Source organism: Bradyrhizobium sp. BRP23, assembly GCF_020194135.1.
GTDB classification, from domain to species: domain Bacteria; phylum Pseudomonadota; class Alphaproteobacteria; order Rhizobiales; family Xanthobacteraceae; genus Bradyrhizobium; species Bradyrhizobium yuanmingense.
In genome coordinates, this window is sequence record NZ_JADYVW010000005.1 from 260,178 (window position 1) to 280,558 (window position 20,381).

Genomic DNA, 20,381 nt, shown 5'->3' on the forward strand with positions numbered 1-20,381 from the left:
TTGTCTTGTGCCGTGCGGCGGAACGATGGATGCCCGGATCGCCTGGATCCGGGCATGACATTCAGCGGCTGTTCAGGCGGACGGCCTTAGGCCAGCACGCCCATGATGTCCGACTCCTTCATGATCAGGAGCTCTTCGTTGTCGATCTTGACCTCGGTGCCCGACCACTTGCCGAACAGCACGCGGTCGCCGACCTTGAGGTCGATCGGGATCAGCTTGCCGGTCTCGTCGCGGCCGCCGGGGCCGACGGCGACGACCTCGCCCTGGGACGGCTTTTCCTTGGCCGTGTCCGGAATGATGATGCCGCCCTTGGTCTTTTCCTCGGCGTCGATACGTTTGACCACGACACGGTCATGCAGCGGACGAAATTTGGATTTAGCCATGACGTTTCCCTTTGGAGGCTCGCTTCGGAAGTAGTGGGGTCGGTGGGGCGGCGCTTCCGTCCGCCCTCGCGTCGAGGATCGAACGGCGCGCTTAGCAATCGGGCTTTCCGAGTGCTAATAGTGGGTCCGGAAATATGGCTTGGCCGCGATCCTGTCAAGCAAAGGTGGTTAAGCGATTGTTGAGGCGGATATAGGATGGTGGCATTGGAAACTCGCTCGGGGCGTCGCCGTAAAGAACGACGTCATTGCTCCGGCAGCGGTTTTGCGCTTGGCTGCGGGAGGGGTGCGGCCATGGTCTTGTTCGGGGGAATGCCATGATCAGTTCGGCTCACGCGCGCACGGTTGCCAATCTGGCGGCCGCCTCTTGTCTGGCGCTGCTGCTGGGCGCCTGCGGCGGCGGCTTCAACCTGCCGTCCCTCACGTCGTCCCCGCCGCCGCCCGAAGCCGAACCTGGCGTCGCTCCGGAAATGCCCGCCAGCATCCGCGCCGACGAGATCGTCGGCCGCTGGGGCCTCGCCTCGTTCCAGAACCCGGCCGATCGCGCCCGCACCGAGAAGATGGCGCGTGAGCAATGCAGGAACCCCTACGTGATCACCGCCGGTTCCTCCGGTGGCGTGATCATGCATCTCGCCGACCAGGCGACGCCGCAGGAGCTGCGGCTGAAGGGCTCGCCGAGCGGCAAGAACTACATCGGGCCGGCCGGCCCGACCCCCGGCGACCAGGACCGCGAAATCGTCTCCTTCGACGGTCGCGTCATGATCACCCGCTTCATCGACAAGGACGCCGGCACCCGCTACGGCAACATGGTCTACGTCCGCTGCGCGCCGAGGGCGTGACGGTCTCTTACCCTCTCCCCTTGTGGGAGAGGGTGGCTCGCCGCGTAGCGGCGAGACGGGTGAGGGGTCTATCTCCTCACGAACGGTCTTGCGAGTCGAGAGAACCCCTCATCCGGCGCTTCGCGCCACCTTCTCCCACAAGGGGAGAAGAAGAGTTCACGATCTGCACCGGCCAAAACAAAAAACGCCGGCCCAAGGCCGGCGTTTTGGTATTCCGATGTCGTCGCCGCTCAGTCGAACAGCGCGTCGATGTCGTCCTGCGAGGCGTGGCCGACGTCGCCGGCGAGCTTGGGGCCGTTGAGGAGCTTCTCGTCCTCGCTGCGGTTGTCGACCTGCGCGGGCACATGGGACTTGATCGCGTCGACGCCGCCCCAGATCTCCATCATCGCGTTGATGTGCTGCTCGATGAACTTCATCGTGCCCATGACCTTGCTGATGCGCTGGCCGGTCAGGTCCTGGAAGTTGCAGGCTTCGAAGATCGAGATGACGCGTTCCTGGATGTCGTCGGCAAGGCGCTTCTGCTGATCGATCGAGTCCACCTTCGACATCGCGCTGGCGGCCTGGTCGATCGATTCCGCGGCTTCGAGGATCTGCTGGGTCGCCTGCTCGGTGCCGCCGACCACCGCGCCGAGCTCGCCGTTGACCTTGGCCATCTCGCCGCCGTCGAAGCTCTTGCCGTGCAGCGTCGCGATCTCGCGCTTGGTGCGGTCGATGGCGTCGTGGATGAGGTCGAGTTCGACCTTCAGCTTCTCGCACTGCTCGATCTGCGCCCGGTAGGTATCGAGCATGGTGCGCGCTTCGGCAAGCTCGTGCGCGGTCGAGGCGTCGATCGCCGCCATGGCAGCGCTGCCGGACAGCGGGGCCGCGACGATGCCCTTCGCCATCTGGGCGCGGATCGCGCGCAGCTCGGCCATGATCTCGCTATGCATCGGGAGTGCCTCTTCAGTTACGTCTACAATGGGCATCTCGCCACCGACGATATCTTCGACGCGAAAACGCTTGCGGTGAACAGCCATCAGGATACTCCCCCCACCTCACTCACGCGTCTTTGTAGGCAGAAGCGATTTAACACGAAGTTCACAGCAGGAACTGCTGATCGGCCGCGCACGACGCGGCGCAAAGAAGCGATTAACCATCACCGCGCGGCATTCATCGAAAATAAACGCTGATCGCCAAATTGCAGGCGCGCTCGCGACGTGGTGAATCCAAACGCGCTGTCCGTTTACCAAACAAAACGGCTTTTGCTTTTTATTGACCACGTCGAAGAGCGCGGATCAGCCACCGGCTCTCCACGACGCATGTGATCTAGACGAAACAGTACAGAGTACGTCGATGTTCAAGAAAATGTCTGTCGCGCTGCTCGGCAGCGCTTGCACCTTCATGGCCGGCGCGAACGACGCGGGCGCCTTCGACAACAGCGTGCCGAACGATCCGCCCGCGGTGCTGTACCAGCCGCGCGTGCCGCCGGCGCCGGTGCGCGTGGCGTCCCATTCCAACATGGGCGGCGGCTTCATCGAATTCCTGTTCGGCGATGGCCCCGGCCGCGGCCCGGCCTACGCGCCGGAGCGGCCGGTGTATCAGCAGCAGCCGGGCTATTACGACCAGCGGCGCCTGCCGCCGATGGGCGAGCCGCAGATGCAAGGTGGGTATCAACAAGGCGGATATCAGCAGGGCGCGTCTCTGCAGCAGGAGGCGGTCGATCCGCGGCAGCGTCCGTTCGATCCGAAATTCGAGAAACAACTCGTTGACTATAGCGGCAAGGAAAGTCCCGGCACGATCGTGGTCGATACGCCGAACAAATTCCTCTATCTCGTCGAAGGCAACGGCCGGGCATTGCGCTACGGCATCGGCGTCGGCCGTCCCGGCTTCACCTGGTCCGGCGTGAAATCGATCACCGCCAAGCGCGAATGGCCGGACTGGACGCCGCCGGCGGAAATGCTCGCGCGCCGGCCCGATCTGCCCAGGCACATGGAAGGCGGCCCGGAAAATCCGCTCGGTGCCCGTGCGATGTATCTGGGATCGACGCTCTATCGCATCCACGGCTCCAACGAGCCCTGGACCATCGGCACCAATGTCTCCTCCGGCTGCATCCGCATGCGCAACGAGGACGTCATCGATCTCTATGGCCGCGTCAACGTCGGCACCAAGGTCGTGGTGATGTGAAGCGTCATGCGCTCGATGGAGCGATCAAGTCCGGGTGCCGCGTCGGCTCGAAATGCGCGGCGTCGAAGGGACGCTGCCGCGGCCAAACGTCCGCCTGAATAGTCCTACGTCCGCTGACGGTGCCTCGACCCGCGACGAGGGACAGCGGCGCGGCGAGGACGAGCTGATGAAGCCGAATGCGGTGCGCGAGCCGAGCGGTTCAGCCGCCGCACCGACAGCTCTGCCTTCCTGAGGCGCTCGTGCAGTCCCTCCAACTCGTACAATTCGGTGATGAGATGGGTCGTGACGTCGCTCAGGGTCGCGATGCGCTGTTGAAGTGAACTCATTCTTAAAACCCCCGACTGTAGCCAAGAGAGGCAGCCACGATGTGTGGCATAAGCAGTGTGTTCTTCCAATTGAACACCCATGTCCAAATTTGGAAATCCGGGAGTCTACGGCGGCGTGTGTCGGAGGACGATTTCGCCCGGCATGGTGAAGTCAGGCGCACCTCGTGACGTTCTGCACGGTGCGGTCCGACAACGCACGCACTAGTCATACTATATCGAATGGCATCATGGCGTGTGGTGGCAGAGCAGAACTGCGTTGAGCTCTGCTTCAACAGAAATCGGCCGCCCGGAGGCGGCCGTTCCACATCTGTCGGTCGAATGGCCTACGCGTAATCGCTGCCGCCGTCGTCGTCGCCGCCGAAATCGCTGTTGTCGGCCGTGTCGAAGCTGTCGTCGTGATCGTTGCCGTAGTTCTGGTCGTAGTTGTCGCGCTCGTTCGACGCCTGGTCGAAGAAGCCCTGGCGGGATTCCCGGTTCGAGCCGATGTCATCGAGGCCGGCCTCGCGCGCCAGCGAGCCGCCGGACTGATCGCCGCCGCCCCAAGGACTTCCACCAGCGCTGCGGTCGCCGAGCGCGTTGCTGTCGCCAAAACCCTGCTGGTGCGATCCGCCCATCATGCCGCGGATGCTGGAGAGCAGCAGCGAGCCGCCGACAACGCCGGCCGCGGCTGCCGCCGCCGTGCCGAGGAACGAGCCGCCGCCACCGCCGATCGGCGGAGCGCCCTGACCCGGACCTTGGCCGTAAGCCTGTCCGTAAGGCGGCGCGCCGTAACCCGGCTGGCCTTGCGGCATCGCCTGTCCGGTATTCCAAGCCGGACGCTGCTCACGCTGCGGCACATTCGGCACCGAGCCGCGGGACGGGCCGCCGCCAAACAATGTGTCGCGCATGGTGTCGAGGAAGCCGCCGGACTGCGCCTGCTCGGGCGCGTGGGCCGCTTCCAGCTCCTGGATGCGGGCATTGGCGCGCTTCAGCGCTTCGTCCTGGACCAGCGTGGTCTGCACCAGCGCGTAGATGGCGCCGGGCGCCTTGCGCAGCCCGTCGGAGATCGCGGCGATCGCATCGGGATCGCGCTGTGCATTCTCCAGCTTAGAAAGCCGGTCAAAAAGGTCGTCGACGAGCTGGCGTTCCTGCGGCGTCATGATCTGTCTCCTTCGCGCCAAACCAAGCGCGAGAGGAGATGTAGGGTTCCATTATGGCCCCAACAGTGCCGGCCGGATTAAATTTCGGTATGCGACAAGCTGCCTCGCCGCTTCGGCAGATTCCTCGCGTCTTCGGCGGTTTCCTTCATCAGAAGTGGGACGTCGTGACCCATGCGGCTAACGGAGCGACCGTCCTCGTGGAAGCCTTCGGCCCGGTAAACGCCAAAAGACGTCTCCGTCAGCGTGAAACGCCAGCCTGGTAGCTCTGGAAAAGGGCGGTCTCGATTGTCCATGAGGACAACATATCACTCCAATGTCACGTTGCTATCCGCCAGCAGGCGCGCGAAGGCATCGCCCGCGAGATAGGCGTGCTCGCGCTCGCGCACGTCGGTCATCGGATCGAGGCCGGTAAGGACATCATCGACGAAGCCCGGATGGCACATCACGAGGCCGCCATCGGGAAGGCCGTCCAGGAATTGCCGCATCAGCGCGCAGAAATCGGCGGCGCGCGTGAAATCATAGGCGCCGGCGAAGCCGGGGTTGAAGCTGAGGCCGGCGCTGCCGGCGCGGCGGCGGAATTGCGCGCTGAGGATATCGAGCACCATGGCCTTGGGGGAGGCCAGCCGCTGCCGCAGCGGCAGGTCGCGGCCGCCTTGGCGCACCCAGGCGTTTGGCGCGACTTCGCTGACCGCATCGACAAAACCGTCGCGCACCTGCGGGAAGAGCTGCACATGCTGGTGACCGTCGACGAAGTCGGGGGTGCGTCCGAACGCGTCCATGAAGGCGGCCAGCTGTGCCTTCACCTCGTTGCGGATGAATTCACGGTCGAGCCGGCGCATCAGTCCGGCGCGCAGCAGCTTGGGAAAGGCGAAGAACATGTCGCCGTCCAAGGGGCGGAAATGCATGGTGAGCGGCCGGAACGGCGCCGACAGCGTCACATGCAGCCCGATCGCGCAGCGCGGGCTTTGCTTTGCCGAAGCCTGCAGCGCCTCGACGTCGCCGCGCGCGATCGCGGGCCCCACCATCATCACCGACGTCGCATTGAGGCGGCCGCGTTCGATCAGGTCGCGGATGGCGCGGTTGACGCCCGGGCTGATGCCGTAATCGTCGGCGCAGAGCCAGATCCGCCGCGGGCTCGCGGCCACGCTCATTCGGCTGCCGTCCTGCTCGCGGCATCATCAGCTTCGGAATGCTTCTCGCTGTGCTCGGCGACGAAGTAGATCGGGCGCGCCTTCAGCTCGGAGAGGATCTTGCCGATATATTCGCCGACGATGCCGATCATGATGAGCTGCACGCCGCCGATCGTCATCAGTCCGATCACGAGCGAGGGATAGCCGGGCACCTGCTTGCCGGTCGTGAACACTTCCCAGAGGATCGAAAGGCCGAACAGGAAGGCGCCTCCTGCGAGAATGACGCCGAGCAGGCTGGCGAAGCGCAAGGGCGCCACTGAAAAGGACGTCAGGCCCTCGATCGACAGGCCAAGCAGGCTCGCGGCGTTGAAGGTGGTGACGCCATGGGCACGCGCTGCGGGCTCGTAGTCGACGCGGATCTGGCGGAAACCGATCCAGCTGGCGAGGCCCTTGAAGAAGCGGTTGCGTTCCGGCAGCTGCCTCAGCGCCGCGACCGCGCGCGGCGACAGCAGGCGGAAATCGCCAGCGTCCTCCGGAATCTTCTGGCGGGCGCCCCAATTGATCAGCGCGTAGAAGCCGTGCACCGCGACCCGGCGCAGGAAGGACTCGTTGTCGCGATGCGCCTTGGCGGTGTAGACGACGTCATAGCCGTCATCGATCCAGTGCCGCACCAGCTGTTCCACCAGCGCCGGCGGATGCTGGCCGTCGCCGTCCATGAACATCACCGCGCCGAGGCGGGCATGGTCGAGGCCCGCCATCAGCGCGGCCTCCTTGCCGAAATTGCGCGACAGCGACACCACCTGAACGTCGATGGCGTCGGCCGGCAATGAGCGCGCGATCGCCAGCGTCGCATCCTTGCTGCCGTCATCGACATAGACCACCTCGCAAGACAGGCGATAGCGCTGCCGCAGGGTCTTGGCGAGCTCGCAGATGCGCTGATGCAGGCCGGCAAGGCCAGCCGCCTCGTTGTAGACGGGAACGACGATCGACAGCCCCTTCGCGGCTGCGCTGGCTGCGGTGGTCGTCATGCCGGATACGTCAGAGCCCAGCGTCATCGATCAAGGTTCCAGAGGTGTTTAGGTCTTCTCAACCGCATATGGTAGCTGCTGTTTGCTGTCGCAAAGCTGAACAAACCTTGGGCTCACCGCCGCAGGAACGCCTCCAGCCTGGCGAACAGCGGATTCTCGCGGTCGAACACGTAGTCGAGCGACACCACCGAGACGGTCTCGGCGCCATGCTCGCGCAGGAAGCTCGCCAGCGCGTAGAGCTGCCCCGGTGGGCAGTGCAGGGTCAGCATGCCTGACGAGGTCGGACCGCCGAACGGGGCCTCCACGCCGAACCGGCTGTGGGCTTCCCCGAGCAGGGCGGCATCGCATTGCCGGAAGCGGGTGCGGACTTCGCGGTACTTGTTGGCCCGCGCCCGCGCTGCGATGTGATCGAGGATGACACGCGCCGTCTCGCGCGCCTGCGGCGACCAGTCGGCCTCCTTGGCGGCCACCAGATTGGCCTGGCTGCGCAGGATCACGCCGTCGTCGAGCACCCGCAGGCCGTTGGCCGCAAGCGTCGCGCCGGTCGTGGTGATGTCGACGATCAGCTCGGCGCTGCCGGCCGCCGGCGCCCCTTCGGTGGCGCCCGCGCTCTCGACGATGCGGTAATCGCTGATGCCGTGAGCCTGGAAGAAGCCGCGGGTGAGGTTGACGAACTTGGTCGCGACCCGCATCCGCATGTGATGCTGCTCGCGGAAGCCGGTGGTGACGTCGTCAAGGTCGGCCATGGTGCGGACGTCGATCCAGGCCTGCGGCACCGCGACGACGACGTCGGCATAGCCGAAGCCGAGCCCGTCGATCAGCGACACGCGCTTGTCGGCATCGGCGATGTTCTCGCGCACCAGGTCTTCGCCGGTGACGCCGAGATGCGCGAAGCCGCGCGACAATTGCGCGGCGATCTCGCTCGCCGAGAGATAGGCGACCTCGACATTGTCGAGGCCTGCGATGGTGCCGCGGTAGTCGCGGGCGCCGCCGGCCTTTGACAGTTTGAGGCCGGCACGGGCAAAGAAGGCCTCAGTGTTCTCCTGCAGGCGGCCCTTGGAGGGAACGGCCAGAACGAATGGCGCGCTCATGACTTAAGCTCCCACCTTGCGGCCGATCCGGTTCAGCGCCTCCACCCAGACCGAGAAGCCGACCGCCGGAATCGGCTCAGCTGATCCGAGCTGGGTCATCAGCCCGTCGTAGCGGCCGCCGGCGACCAGCGGCTCGGTGCCGTTGCCGCTGTGATGCAGCTCGAACTCGAAGCCGGTGTAATAATCGAGCCCGCGCCCGAACGCGGTCGAGAAACGAATCTGCCTCACGTTGATGCCGCGCGCGGCCATGAAGCCGACCCGGCTCTCGAACTGATCGATCGCAGATGCGAGATCGAGCTTCGCGTTCGTCGTGAGTGCGCGCAGCTCGGCGATGGCGTCGTCTGGATTGCCCGAAATCGACAGGAAGCGCTTGAGCACGGCGATCGCCTCGCGCGGCAGCGCGCCGCCCTTCAGCGTCGATTGCTCAAGGAAGCGATCGGCGATCTCTGCCGTGGTGCGGCCGCCGACATTGGTGGTGCCGGCGATCGACATCAGATCGGTGACGAAGGCGAGCGCAGCCTTGCGGTCGGAGCCGGCAAGGGCCGCCAGCACGCCCTCATACTCGCTGCGCGTCGCGGTGGTCGCGGCCGCCAGCCGCTCCAGATCCTGCTCCAGGCTGATCTTGCGGTTGAAATCCTTGACCAGACGGCGGCGCCAGACCGGATAGAGGTTGAGGGCGTCGAGCAGCGCATTGAACAAGGCGACATCGCCGGTGCGGATCTCGACGTCGCGGACGCCGAAGGCGGCCGTCGCCTCCAGCCCCAGCGCCAGCATCTCGGCATCGGCCGCGGCGCGATCCTCACGGGCGAACGATTCGATACCGGCCTGGAGGAATTCACGGGCCTGGCCGCTACGGTAGCGGAACACCGGGCCGAGATAGCTGAACCCCGCCGGCTGGCCGGCGCGCCCCGAGGCCAGATAGTCGCGCGCGACAGGAATGGTCAGGTCCGGGCGCAGGCAGAGCTCCTCGCCGGAGAGGTCGGTGGTCAGGTACAGGCTCTTGCGGATGTCCTCGCCGGAGAGGTCCAGGAACGGCTCGGCCGGCTGCAGGATGGCGGGTTCGGCCCTCACATAGCCGGCCTGCGCAAACGACAAGAGCAGCGTATCCGCCCAGGCGGCGGAGCCGGCAGCATTTGAGGTGGCAGTCGCGGTCATCTCTGCGGTCCATCGCCCGGCGGAACCGGGCAGGCAAGGGGAGGCGAATTGGCGCAGCCCTTAGCATGGCCCGACAGCGGTTTCGACCTCCAAAGGATCAATCGCTTAACGGGTGGGCAATTCGTCATGGCCGGGCTTGTCCCGGCCGTCCACGCCTTGCCCACCGGCGCAAAAGGACGTGGATGCCCGGGACAAGCCCGGGCATGACGACGCCATGCGTTTGCACCGCTGACGAAGTTAGCTGGCCTTTCCGCTCCAATCCCCCAGCACCGCTTGCACCAGCGCCAGGGCGGCGACCGCGGCGGTGTCCGCCCGCATGATGCGGGGGCCGAGCGCCAGCCGCAGGATTTTGGGCTGGCGCAGCAACAGCGCCCGCTCTTCCTCGGCAAAACCGCCCTCGGGGCCGATCAGCACGTCGATACCGCGTCCGACCTCGCGCGCGCCTTGCAGGCTCTGAATGGGATTCTGGACCTCCGCCGCCTCGTCGCAGAAGATCAGCAGGCGGTCGGCGGGCCGCTGGCTCAGGAAGCGCTCCAGCGGCACCGGCTCGGCCACGCTGGCGATGCTGAGGATGCCGCATTGTTCGGCCGCCTCGACCACATTGGCGCGCATCCGCTCGGTGTTCACCCGGGACGCCTGGGTGAACCGGGTCAGCACCGGCTGCAGGGCGGCGGCGCCCATCTCGATGGCCTTCTGCACCATGTAGTCCAGCCGGGCATGTTTGAGCGGGGCAAAGACGTAAGTGAGGTCGGCGAGATGGTCCTGGGGCCGGGTCTGCTGCAGGATCACGAGGCCGTCCGGCCGCTTGCGGCCCTCGATGGCGGCCTGCCACTCGCCATCCCTGCCGTTGAAGGCCAGGACCTCGGCCCCGGCCGCCAGCCGCAGCACATTGCCGAGATAGTTGCTCTGGTCGCGGTCGAGCGGCACCCTGGCGTCCTGGGCCAGGGTGGCATCGACGAACAGGCGGGGGGCGCGAAAATCGTGGGAAGGCATCGCTTGGGATCCGATTACCGGCCGTTCTTAACCGAAAGGCGCCATTTCGGGGGTAAATATTGCCGAACTGGTGCGTCCCAGCGCCGCGCTCTCGCCCTATTCCACGGGTTGTTAAGCGCCGGCGGGAATCGTAAAAACGCGAACACGCTGGTCGCGCTTCAATTGGGAAGCCCTGAACCCGTAAGCTCCTGCCGGAGAGACTATCTTGATGATCCGCCATTTGATGGTTCCGATCACTGCCGCCATGGTGGCCATGGGTGCTGCGGGCGCGTCTGCGCAAAGCGCGTTCCCGGCGCCGCTGCCCAACCAGCCTGCCGCCAATTCCCCATTTCCTCCGGTTAACGGTTCGGCACCCGCAGCTTCGCTCGGTGCGGCGCCGCAATCGTCCTTTCCCGTGAACGGTGCTGCCCCGATCGGTGGCGCCGGCGCCTTCAGCGCGGCTCCCCCGACGCAGGCCGGTCCCGGCGAGGACTGCATGAAGGCATTCATTCCGCTGCGCGAGGAAGCCGAGAAGCGCGGCAAGCTGATCAAGGCCGCGAGCGATCGTCGCGCGCAACCGGACGAGGCCTGCAAGCTGATCCGCAATTTCAGCCAGGCTGAAGTCAAGATGATCAAGTACATCGAGACCAATGCCGCCAAATGCGGAATCCCGCCCCAGATCGGTGCGCAGCTGAAGGAAGGTCACAAGAACACCGAGGCCATGGCGACGAAGGTCTGCAACGTCGCGCAACAGATGCAGAACCAGCCGCGCGGTCCGGCCGGTCCGTCGCTGAGCGAGGTGCTGGGCTCTGGCTCCGCGCCCGAGGCTAACGCCGGCAAGAAGGGCGGCAGCACCTTCGATACGCTCAACGGCAACGTCCTGACCCGATGATACACGTGCCGCCGATTTGAAGTTCCTACGGTGCTTGCCGCGAGATCCTCATAGGAACTTCAAATCGATAAGCGGCGCATGAATTGGTTTTCTTGCTCGTGCCCTTGTAGTTTTCGAAGTCCGTACCGGAATACGCCGCGATGGAATACGAACTTCGAAAACTGGGCACCAGCACATCCGCCCGCGTTGCCGATTCCACCGGCAACTGGGTCGATACGCTCGCGCCGCATTGGGCGCGGCCTTACCTGCGCCTGTCCCGCTTCGATCGCCCGATCGGCTCCTGGCTTCTCCTGATGCCATGCTGGTGGTCGGCGGCGCTGGCCGCCGGCATGGCGCATGACGTTCGCGGCCTGCCGCTCACCATCGTGCTGTTCTTCATCGGCGCTTTCGTCATGCGCGGGGCCGGCTGCACCTGGAACGACATCACCGATCGCGACCTCGACGGCAAGGTCGAGCGCACGCGCTCGCGGCCGCTGCCGTCGCGGCAGGTGACCACCAGGCAGGCGCTGGTCTTCATGGTCGCGCAGGCGCTGGTCGGTCTTGCGGTGCTGCTGCAGTTCAACCGCTTCGCGATTGCAACGGGCATCGCCTCACTCCTGATCGTCGCGATCTATCCCTTCATGAAGCGCATCACCTGGTGGCCGCAGATCGTGCTCGGGCTCGCCTTCTCCTGGGGCGCGTTGATGGGGTTTGCCGTCACCTTCGGCCGCATCGACGCCACCGCGCTCGTGCTCTATGCCGGCGCGATCTCCTGGGTGATCGGCTATGACACCATCTACGCGCATCAGGACACTGAGGACGACGCGTTGATCGGCATCAAGTCGACCGCGCGCCTGTTCGGCGCGCATACGCGCCAGGCGCTGGTCCTGTTCTACGGGCTCGCGGTGATGCTGATCGGCGTCGCGCTGGCATCTGGCGAAGCGCGCTGGCCGGCCTGGCTCGGGCTTGCCGCCTTCGCCGCGCATCTGGTGTGGCAGATCGTGCGGCTGCGCATCAACGATCCCGAGCTGTGCCTGCGCCTGTTCAAGTCGAACCGCGATGCCGGCTTGCTGTTGTTTGCGGGGTTGCTCGCCGACGCGGTGCTGCGGGCGGCGTGACGCGAAATGCGTAGGGTGGATTAGCGAAGCGTAATCCACCAACTCCTATCTGCGCGGAAAGCAAAGAGGTGGGTTACGCCCTTCGGGCTAACCCACCCTACGGCACCGTCAATTCCTCGCGATGATCTCGCGCTCGCCCTGATGAACCGGCAGCTCGCGCGCCATTGCGGTGCGCCGGCGCATCAAGAATTTCGGACGGCGGGCGCGGATCGCATTGGCGCGGCGGCGGCGCGGTGCGGGTTTGCGCGCGCCTTCGTCGAGCTGCGGCAGCGCAAAGATCTCGCTCCAGATCGCCCAGGCCTGCGCGATCTCGTCCGCGTCCGCGCTGATCAGTAGCGGGATGGACAGCGAAGGATCGCGATGCACGAGGACGAGCGTCTGCGTCTCGTCATTGCCGCGGAGCGCAACGCCGGTGAAGTCGGCGACGCGCACGTTGATCGCCATCTGCATGCCGCGCACGGCACGGCGCAGCACGACACGCTCGCGATGAAGCTCGATCTGCCTGACATGTCCGTCGGCGCGCGGATCATGCGCATCGAAGCGGACCGGAAGGGAAAGAGGGTCGAGCCGCAGGGAGCGGCTCGACCCGGCGGGGTGGGCCCCGCATGTTGCTGTTTGACGCCTCACGGCTTCGTTCTCCCCGCCAGGATTATGTTCCCGGTCGATGCGAGGACCTTAGCGCCGGGCGGTCCGAAACCGCTTAAAAAGGCTGGTTAACCCACCGTCACTCGCTCCTCATGATTGACAAGACCTTGGCGTGCATGATTGACGAGACGTTGCGCCGACGTCGCGAATCTGAGCTTTTGGCGGGCTGAAAATGCTTGAAGTCCGCGCTATCAGGGCACATCTGTGGGTTCCGGTCCCGAACCCCGCCCCAACAGGATTTCGTTCGTGAACTCTTCACCAAGCCCGACGCTTTCGCCTTCCGCCAATCGCGACCTGTTCGATCAGTCCGCGCTCTCCGATCTCGCGCAGCGGCTGGTCGAGGCGGCCAAGCGCGCCGGCGCGGATGCGGCCGACGCGGTCGCGGTGCGCGGCGTCTCGCAGGGCGTCGAGGTCCGCGACGGACGCGTCGAGGAATCCGAGCGGTCCGAGGGCGACGATGTCGGTCTGCGCGTGCTGGTCGGTCAGCGTCAGGCGGTGGTCTCCACCAACGACGTCAGCGGCGATGCCGTCACCAAGCTCGCCGAGCGTGCGGTTGCGATGGCGCGCGTCGCGCCCGACGACAAATATGTCGGCCTTGCCGATCCCGCGCTGCTCGCGCGCGACTTTCCCGATCTCGACCTGCTCGATCCCGCCGTGCCCACGACGACCGAGCTCGAGCGCCGCGCGCTCGCGGCCGAAGCTGCCGCGCTCGGCGTCAAGGGCGTGACCAAGTCCGGCGGCGCCTCGGCCTCATCCGGCATCGGCGGCATGGTGCTCGTCACCTCGACCGGCTTCCACGGCTCCTATCTGCGCTCCAGCCAGGGCATCTCCGCCACCGCCATATCGGGCGAAGGCACCGGCATGGAGCGCGACTACGACTTCACCTCGGCGCCGCATGGCGCCGATCTGCTGTCGCCGGAGGTCGTCGGCCGCTCCGCCGGCGAGCGCACCGTGGCGCGCTACAATCCGCGCAAGGTCGAGACCTGCAAGGTCCCGGTGGTGTTCGATCCGCGCGTCGCCGGCTCCCTGGTCGGCCATCTCGTCGGCGCCATCAACGGCGCCTCGATCGCGCGCAAGACCAGCTTCCTGAAGGACAAGCTCGGCCAGCAGCTGTTTGCGAAGAACATCCGCATCATCGACGATCCCCTGCGCAAGCGCGGGCTGCGCTCGCAGACCTTCGATGCCGAAGGCGTCGCGGTGAAGCGGACCGCGCTGGTCGACGACGGCGTGTTGACGACTTGGCTGCTCGACTGTGCCACCGCGCGCGAGCTCGGCCTCACCACCACCGGTCACGCCCATCGCGGCGTGTCCTCCTCGCCTTCGCCGGGGCCGTACAATCTGCATCTTGAGCCCGGCTCTGCAACGCCGGCCGAGCTGATCGCCGACATCAAGCAGGGCTTCTACGTCACCGACCTGATCGGCTCCGGCGTCAACGGCGTCACCGGCGATTACAGCCGCGGCGCCTCCGGCTTCTGGATCGAGAACGGCGAGATCACCTATCCCGTCAGCGAGGTGACGATCGCCGGCCATCTGTTCGAGATCTTCAGGTCGATGCAGCCTGCGAACAATCTCGAATTCCGCTACGGCATCAATGCGCCGACGGTGCGCATCGAGGGTTTGACGCTTGGCGGACGCTGACGCGCATTCTCTCGACCACACCCTCCTGACCCGCGACGCGGCGCTGCTGAAGGACACGGTGCGGGAGGCGGGCGCGCTGGCGCAGTCGATGTTCCGCACCGAGCTGAGGAAGTGGACCAAGGGCGCGTCCTCGCCGGTGTCGGAGGCCGACATCGCCGTCAACGATCTGCTCGAATCGCGCCTGCGTGCTGAAACGCCCGAATATGGCTGGCTGTCCGAGGAGAGCGCCGACGATGCGGCGCGGCTGTCGCGGCGGCTGACCTGGATCGTCGATCCCATCGACGGCACGCGCAATTATCTCGGCGGCCATGACGAATGGTGCGTCAGCGTCGCGCTGGTGGCGGACGCTTCGCCGGTGCTCGCCGCCGTATTCGCCCCGGCCAGCGACGAATTCTTCTTCGCGGTGCGCGGCAAGGGCACGACGCTCAACGACAAGCCGGTGCGCGCGACAGGCGGATCCGAACTCGACTTCGCCCGCGTCGCCGGCCCGAAGCCGCTGGTCGAGCGGCTGAAGCCGTCACTCGGCGAGATCAAGCTGCACCGGCGGATCGGCTCGCTGGCGCTGCGGCTGTGCCGGGTCGCCGATGGCGCGCTGGATGCGGCATTTGCGGGCGGCAACAGCCATGATTGGGATCTTGCGGCGGCCGATTTGATCGTGCAGGAAGCGGATGGTAGGATGAGCGACCTCTCCGGAGAACCCATCCTCTATAACCGCCGGGAAGTGGCGCACGGGGTGCTGGTGGCAGCGGGACGCGAACGTCATGCGGGCATTGTCGCGCATTTTCGCAACCGTCCGATAGCCTAAGGCGCATTCGTGGTGCTTCTCGAACACTGCTTTGCCGGGCAGCCCCTTAGGAACAGAACTCATGCCAGATAGCGCCCCGCAACAACTGCTCCACCTCGTCATCGGCGGCGAGCTCGTCGATCTCGAGCACAACACCTTCAAGAATCTGGACGAGGTCGACATCGTCGGCCTGTATCCGAACTATGCCAGCGCCCACGCCGCCTGGCGGGCCAAGGCGCAGAGCACGGTCGACAACGCGCAGATGCGCTACTTCATCGTCCACCTGCATCGGCTGCTCGATCCGAATCAAGAACCGGCGCGTTGAAGAAACTGCTTCGCAATACGCTGCGAAGCAGCTGGTTTCAGCGTGCCGTCGGGGTCCTGGCGGCCGAATATCTGCGTCTGGTCTGGCGGACCAACACCTTCACCTTCGATCCGCCCGACGTCTACGAGCGCGTCGAGCCGCAGCTCCCTGCGATCTTCGCGTTCTGGCACGGCCAGCATTTCCTGACGCCCTTCATCAAGAACCAGAACAAGGCCTCCTATCGGGCCAAGGTGCTGATCTCCCGGCACCGCGACGGCGAGTTCAATGCCATCGCCGCCGAGCGGCTCGGGATCGGCACGATCCGCGGTTCCGGCGACCATGGCGGCGCGTTCCACCGCAAAGGTGGCGTCGGCGCCTTCAAGGAAATGGTGCGGACGCTCCAGGCCGGTTGTAATGTCGCGTTGACCGCCGATGTCCCCAAGCGCTCGCGCGTGGTCGGGCTCGGCATTATCATGCTGGCACGGGAATCGGGACGGCCGATCATGCCTTTCGCGATGGCGACCAGCCGCTTCGTCCGGCTCAAGAACTGGGATCGCACCACCATCAATTTGCCATTCGGGCGGGGCGCTTTGGTCGGCATCAAGGAAATCCACGTTCCCGCAGATGCCGACGCCGCCATGATGGAGACGTTGCGGCAGGAGCTGGAAGACACGTTGAACGAGGCGACCCGGCGCGCCTATGCGCAGCTCGGCCGCCCGGGACCGGAAGATGCCTAAGTCGCTGCCCATTGCGCTGCCGATCACGCTGCGGATGTATCGGCGCCTGGCCGCCGGCCTGGTGCCACTCGCGCCTGCGCTGATCAAGCGGCGGCTGAAGCAGGGCAAGGAGGATCCCGCCCGCGTCGGCGAGCGGCGCGGCCTGTCCGCCGACGTGCGGCCGCACGGCCCGTTGGTCTGGATTCATGGTGCCAGCGTCGGCGAGGTCCTGGCGGCGGCCGCCCTGATCGAGCGCCTGCGCGATCTCAATCTGCGCATCCTGCTCACCTCGGGCACGGTCACCTCGGCCGCGGTCGTCGCAAAACGCTTTCCCCCCGACGTCATCCATCAATACGTGCCGTATGACTCGCCGCGCTACGTCGCGCGCTTCCTCGATCATTGGAAGCCGTCGCTGGCGCTGTTCATTGAATCCGATTTGTGGCCGAACCTGATCCTCGCCGGCGCGGCGCGCCGGGTGCCGATGGTGCTGATCAACGGGCGGATGTCGCCGCGTTCCTTCCCGCGCTGGCGCCGCATGCACGGCACCATCTCGGCGCTGTTGTCGCGGTTCGACATCTGTCTTGCGCAGTCGAAGAAAGATGCCGAGCGCTTTGCCGCGCTCGGCGGCCGCGACGTCGCGACGACGGGCAATCTCAAGCTCGACGTGCCCGCGCCGCCGGCCGACCCCGCCAAGCTCGAACGGCTGATGGCGATGACGCGCGGGCGTCCGATCATCGTCGCGGCCTCGACCCATCCGGGCGAGGACGAGATGCTGGTCGCGGCGCATCGCAGCCTGGTCGGCTTCTTCCCGCAGCTTCTCACCGTGATCGTGCCGCGGCACCCGGATCGCGGCTCATCGATCGCAGGCCTCGTCACGGCGTCGGGCCTGAAGCCCAGCTTGCGCTCGCGCGAGGAGCTGCCGACCGCGACGACCGACGTCTATGTCGCCGACACCATGGGCGAGCTCGGCCTGTTCTATCGGCTCTCGGGAATCGTGTTCATGGGCGGATCGCTGATCCACCATGGCGGGCAGAACCCGATCGAGGCGATCAAGCTGGGCGCCGCGATCGTCCACGGTCCGCACGTGTTCAACTTCGCCGACGTCTATGAAGCGCTCGATACCAGCGGCGGGGCGCGGCAAGCCGACACGCAGGAGGCGCTCGTCAAGCAGCTCGGCCAGTTGCTGGCCGATCCCACCATGCGCGACAAGATGCAGCGCGCAGGCACGGGCGTGGTCGAGCAGCTTGGCGGTGCGCTCGATCGCACCATGACCGCGCTCGAGCCGTATCTGCTGCAGTTGCGGATCGAGATGGGGGCCGCCAATGCGTGAGCCGGCCTTTTGGTACCGGCCACGCTCCCTTCAATCGTACGCGCTATGGCCGCTCGGTGCGCTTTACGGCGCGATCACTGCACGGCGCATGCTGCGCCAGGGCGTGGACGCCGGCATCCCCGTGATCTGTGTCGGCAACTACCATGTCGGCGGTGCCGGCAAGACGCCGACGGTGCTGGCCTTGACCAAGCTCTTGCGCGAGCTCGGCGAGACGCCGGTCGTGCTCAGCCGCGGCTATGGCGGGCGCCTGAAGGGGCCGGTGATGGTCGACCGCGAGCGTCACGATGCGTCCGACGTCGGCGACGAACCCATGATGATGGCGCGCGACGTCCCGGTCGTGGTCGCGCGCGACCGCCTCGACGGCGTCGCGCTGGCGAAATCGCAAGGCGCCACCGTGATCCTGATGGATGACGGCTTCCAGAATCCGCGCCTGTTCAAGGACGCCTCGCTGATCGTGATCGACGGCGAGCGCGGCCTCGGCAACGGCGAGGTGTTTCCCGCAGGGCCCCTGCGCGCCCCGCTCGCGGCGCAGCTCGCGCGCACCGATGCGCTGGTGCTGATCGGCGACGGCAATGCCGCCAACGACGTCGCGGCGGAGATCGCGAAGCGGAACAAGCCCGAGCTGCGTGCGCGCCTGAAGCCGGATGCGGCCTCGCTCGCGCAGCTGCTCGGCAAGCGGGTGTTCGCCTTCGCCGGCATCGGCGATCCCGAGCGTTTCTTCCGTACCCTGCGTGCGAGCGGGATCGACGTCGTTCGCACGCGCGCCTTCGCCGATCACCACATGTTTTCGGACGGCGAGATCGCAGCGCTCGCAGCGGAGGCGCAGCGCGAGCAGCTCACGCTGGTGACGACGGAAAAGGATCTTGCACGCTTGCGCGGCAGCGCAGGCGTGCCTGACGGCATCGTGCCGTTCGCCGTTCAGCTCGAGTTCGATGACCTGGCGAAGCTGCGGCAATTGATCAGCGATCATCTATATAGAGCGCGCGAGCGAAGGTTCAGTGCGCGCTGATCGCGCAACGTGAGGCAACGTCTCTGCCCTGGTCGCGAAACGTGTCGTATTCGCCGCCGGGAAGCTGATCTGCGGATCCAAAGTTCAGCCGCCGCCGTCGGACGACGCGGCGGCTGTACTCATGTCGAAGTCGGAATCATGTCTGCAACGAGCCATGCTCACCACGCGCCGGCGGCCATCAATCCGATGATGGTGAGGCACGACATGCAGGCGACGACGACGGTGTAGCATTCGGGTGTATTCATTGCCGTCTCCCAAACTGTTGCCAATTGCTTGGTCACTGCTACGCGGGAGTGATCGCCGGTCTTGGAGCCGCTTCAATTCGGCAGGCCGAGACCGGTCTTGCGGTGCGGGTCCGTTCTCTCATCGTCACTCAGCGTCGCGGGATAATGATCCGCTGTGACAGCTTCAGCGCGCTCAGCTGCGATCAGAAGCTGTTTGCGCATCTCAGCGAGACGGGCGCGGCAATATTCACGATAGAGCAGGTCGAAAATGGCGGGCATGATCACCCCCATCGCTTGATTGTCGATTTGCAGATATTCCACCGCGAATTTTCAAGGTGATCGTCGCCCGTCAGATGGCTCTTCGATATGAGCCCGTTCACAGACCGCGCCAATTCCAACGCTCGATGGCTGTTTGGTTGACCGGATCGTCTGTGCGATAAAAAAGAACAGGGTCAATTACCTAACGTGCACTATAGCAGTGCTTTGTTTCAGCAGAACTTCATCAAACAACTCTAGGGCGCGGAATTGCAACAAAGAATCCAACCACAGGGCGAAACGACTCACCCACGGCTGCAAGGAATGTAGAACGCAAGCGATTGGCATGGCAGAATCCATTTTTCTGTCGGCGACCTCAGCTCGGGAAGCAGGCTCGCGCGGTCAGCGTGATCGGAGACAGGTTGATGATCTGCGGAAACTCGAATGAATAGCTCGCGCTGACCTGGTTGCCGCATGCGGCCGTGGCAAAGGTGAATGTCCCCGGGGGGAGCGTGAGGCCGTAGGCCTGCTGGGCAGCGTAGGTCGTGATCGCGCTGCTGCTCGGGCAGAGCGTGTTGTTGACGCTCGCGCAGCGCGCGGCCATTTCGCTGCCATGCTGGATTCCGAGCTGAGTCCAGAACAGCAGCCCGCATTCGATGATCCCGAATATGAACAGGAAGAACACGGGAGCGGTCAGCGCAAATTCCAGCGCTGTGGTGCCGCGCGTGTCCCGCCATAATGCGGTGAGCTTCACTGCAGCCTCGTGGTGGACTGAGCGGTGTATGTGTAGGTAGCCGCCACGATCTGATAGTCGATGATCGTATAGTACGTCGCTTGCGCCGAGACCGTCGTATATGTCCCGGCCGGCGCACCGCCGGTGCAGACCGTTCCGCAGCTGGTGGCGCTCACGCCCGCACTCGTCGGACATCCGCAGAACTGGACCGGCGGAGGTGAAGCGGTAATGTTCGTCGCGCTGGTGGCACTTGCGACGGCGTTCGCGATGCCGCTCGTGTCGAAGCCGCGCGCAATCGCGTACTGGGCTCCCGCTTGCGCGGCATTTTCGACCTGCATCTTGCGATAGAGGGCAAGCCCGATGTCCGTGACCGAGACGACCATCAGGGACAGCAGGGGAACCAGGATGGCGAATTCGGCTGCCGCGACGCCCCGTTGATCGCCGGCAGCGATTCGCACATGCCGCGCCAGAGAACCAAGCCATCGACGGCCAAGCTTAAATGAGAAACTCTGGATCTGCATCGCTCCAAAC

22 protein-coding genes are annotated in these 20,381 nt (G+C 65.5%); 10 read left to right on the top strand and 12 right to left on the bottom strand.

From position 1 onward, the window contains the following. Positions 1–86: 86 nt before the first annotated feature. Positions 87–383 (bottom strand): co-chaperone GroES, encoded by a 297-nt coding sequence (locus tag I6F24_RS16150; protein WP_025033779.1) that lies wholly within the window; start codon positions 381–383, stop codon positions 87–89. A 314-nt stretch (positions 384–697) separates the two neighbouring features. Between I6F24_RS16150 and I6F24_RS16155 the strand changes: the two genes are divergently transcribed. Continuing rightward, the gene (locus tag I6F24_RS16155) at positions 698–1,219 is read left to right on the top strand and encodes a hypothetical protein (protein ID WP_036014287.1); all 522 of its coding nucleotides are present in this window, start codon (positions 698–700) and stop codon (positions 1,217–1,219) included. Between the two features lie 230 nt (positions 1,220–1,449). On the opposite strand, the gene I6F24_RS16160 is transcribed toward I6F24_RS16155, so the two are convergent. Further along, positions 1,450–2,235 (bottom strand): protein phosphatase CheZ, encoded by a 786-nt coding sequence (locus I6F24_RS16160; RefSeq protein ID WP_036014285.1) that lies wholly within the window; start codon positions 2,233–2,235, stop codon positions 1,450–1,452. A 316-nt stretch (positions 2,236–2,551) separates the two neighbouring features. Between I6F24_RS16160 and I6F24_RS16165 the strand changes: the two genes are divergently transcribed. After that, positions 2,552–3,382, top strand: coding sequence for a L,D-transpeptidase (locus I6F24_RS16165; protein WP_225113352.1), 831 nt, complete (start codon positions 2,552–2,554; stop codon positions 3,380–3,382). Positions 3,383–4,031: 649 nt separating this feature from the next. On the opposite strand, the gene I6F24_RS16170 is transcribed toward I6F24_RS16165, so the two are convergent. From I6F24_RS16170 to I6F24_RS16195, 6 genes are all read right to left on the bottom strand, one after another. Then, positions 4,032–4,847 carry a DUF2076 domain-containing protein gene (locus I6F24_RS16170; protein WP_036014279.1) on the bottom strand — a complete coding sequence of 272 codons (816 nt, stop codon included), beginning with the start codon at positions 4,845–4,847 and terminating at the stop codon, positions 4,032–4,034. 305 nt (positions 4,848–5,152) lie between these two features. Further along, complete coding sequence (locus tag I6F24_RS16175) at positions 5,153–5,998, bottom strand: ChbG/HpnK family deacetylase (RefSeq protein WP_225150959.1); 846 nt, start codon at positions 5,996–5,998, stop codon at positions 5,153–5,155. Continuing rightward, the gene (locus tag I6F24_RS16180; protein WP_057027634.1) at positions 5,995–7,032 is read right to left on the bottom strand and encodes a glycosyltransferase family 2 protein; all 1,038 of its coding nucleotides are present in this window, start codon (positions 7,030–7,032) and stop codon (positions 5,995–5,997) included. The genes I6F24_RS16175 and I6F24_RS16180 overlap by 4 nt, the downstream gene beginning before the upstream one ends. Before the next feature lie 86 nt (positions 7,033–7,118). Then, positions 7,119–8,096: an ATP phosphoribosyltransferase gene (gene hisG / locus I6F24_RS16185; protein WP_036014272.1), complete on the bottom strand. Its 978-nt coding sequence runs from the start codon at positions 8,094–8,096 to the stop codon at positions 7,119–7,121. 3 nt (positions 8,097–8,099) lie between these two features. Continuing rightward, a complete protein-coding gene (locus I6F24_RS16190) occupies positions 8,100–9,251 on the bottom strand; it encodes an ATP phosphoribosyltransferase regulatory subunit (protein WP_225150961.1) in 1,152 nt (383 codons plus the stop codon). A gap of 237 nt (positions 9,252–9,488) precedes the next feature. Further along, positions 9,489–10,244 carry a 16S rRNA (uracil(1498)-N(3))-methyltransferase gene (locus I6F24_RS16195; protein WP_225150963.1) on the bottom strand — a complete coding sequence of 252 codons (756 nt, stop codon included), beginning with the start codon at positions 10,242–10,244 and terminating at the stop codon, positions 9,489–9,491. Positions 10,245–10,452: 208 nt separating this feature from the next. Here I6F24_RS16195 and I6F24_RS16200 point away from each other — a divergent pair, with 208 nt between their 5' ends. Both I6F24_RS16200 and ubiA read left to right on the top strand, forming a co-directional pair. After that, positions 10,453–11,115 carry a hypothetical protein gene (locus tag I6F24_RS16200; RefSeq protein WP_225124427.1) on the top strand — a complete coding sequence of 221 codons (663 nt, stop codon included), beginning with the start codon at positions 10,453–10,455 and terminating at the stop codon, positions 11,113–11,115. Between the two features lie 140 nt (positions 11,116–11,255). Then, positions 11,256–12,212, top strand: coding sequence for a 4-hydroxybenzoate octaprenyltransferase (gene ubiA, locus I6F24_RS16205; RefSeq protein WP_225150965.1), 957 nt, complete (start codon positions 11,256–11,258; stop codon positions 12,210–12,212). Positions 12,213–12,320: 108 nt separating this feature from the next. Here ubiA and I6F24_RS16210 read toward each other — a convergent pair whose 3' ends face one another. Continuing rightward, entirely contained in the window at positions 12,321–12,839 is a 519-nt protein-coding gene (locus tag I6F24_RS16210; RefSeq protein WP_225113345.1) for a DUF6101 family protein, read from the bottom strand. 264 nt (positions 12,840–13,103) lie between these two features. On the opposite strand from I6F24_RS16210, the gene I6F24_RS16215 reads away from it, so the two are divergent. The 6 genes from I6F24_RS16215 (at position 13,104) to lpxK (ending at position 18,638) form a co-directional block, all read left to right on the top strand. Further along, positions 13,104–14,495: a TldD/PmbA family protein gene (locus I6F24_RS16215; protein WP_036027073.1), complete on the top strand. Its 1,392-nt coding sequence runs from the start codon at positions 13,104–13,106 to the stop codon at positions 14,493–14,495. Next, positions 14,482–15,300 (top strand): 3'(2'),5'-bisphosphate nucleotidase CysQ, encoded by an 819-nt coding sequence (locus I6F24_RS16220; RefSeq protein ID WP_225150967.1) that lies wholly within the window; start codon positions 14,482–14,484, stop codon positions 15,298–15,300. The genes I6F24_RS16215 and I6F24_RS16220 overlap by 14 nt, the downstream gene beginning before the upstream one ends. Positions 15,301–15,361: 61 nt before the next feature. Next, entirely contained in the window at positions 15,362–15,604 is a 243-nt protein-coding gene (locus I6F24_RS16225) for a DUF4170 domain-containing protein (RefSeq protein ID WP_036039955.1), read from the top strand. Continuing rightward, the gene (locus I6F24_RS16230; protein WP_036039958.1) at positions 15,601–16,320 is read left to right on the top strand and encodes a lysophospholipid acyltransferase family protein; all 720 of its coding nucleotides are present in this window, start codon (positions 15,601–15,603) and stop codon (positions 16,318–16,320) included. The genes I6F24_RS16225 and I6F24_RS16230 overlap by 4 nt, the downstream gene beginning before the upstream one ends. Next, on the top strand, positions 16,283–17,629 hold the full coding sequence (locus tag I6F24_RS16235; RefSeq protein WP_225113342.1) for a 3-deoxy-D-manno-octulosonic acid transferase: 1,347 nt from the start codon (positions 16,283–16,285) through the stop codon (positions 17,627–17,629). Before I6F24_RS16230 ends, I6F24_RS16235 begins: the two co-directional genes overlap by 38 nt. Then, entirely contained in the window at positions 17,622–18,638 is a 1,017-nt protein-coding gene (lpxK, locus tag I6F24_RS16240) for a tetraacyldisaccharide 4'-kinase (RefSeq protein WP_225150968.1), read from the top strand. The genes I6F24_RS16235 and lpxK overlap by 8 nt, the downstream gene beginning before the upstream one ends. Before the next feature lie 317 nt (positions 18,639–18,955). Here lpxK and I6F24_RS16245 read toward each other — a convergent pair whose 3' ends face one another. The 3 genes from I6F24_RS16245 to I6F24_RS16255 all read right to left on the bottom strand — a co-directional run bounded on the left by I6F24_RS16245 (position 18,956) and on the right by I6F24_RS16255 (position 20,308). Next, positions 18,956–19,183, bottom strand: a complete 228-nt coding sequence (locus I6F24_RS16245; RefSeq protein ID WP_225150970.1) for a hypothetical protein — start codon at positions 19,181–19,183, stop codon at positions 18,956–18,958. Positions 19,184–19,493: 310 nt separating this feature from the next. Beyond that, positions 19,494–19,871, bottom strand: a complete 378-nt coding sequence (locus I6F24_RS16250; RefSeq protein WP_225113339.1) for a TadE/TadG family type IV pilus assembly protein — start codon at positions 19,869–19,871, stop codon at positions 19,494–19,496. Beyond that, entirely contained in the window at positions 19,868–20,308 is a 441-nt protein-coding gene (locus tag I6F24_RS16255; protein ID WP_036027076.1) for a TadE/TadG family type IV pilus assembly protein, read from the bottom strand. Before I6F24_RS16255 ends, I6F24_RS16250 begins: the two co-directional genes overlap by 4 nt. Between the last annotated feature and the right edge of the window lie 73 nt (positions 20,309–20,381).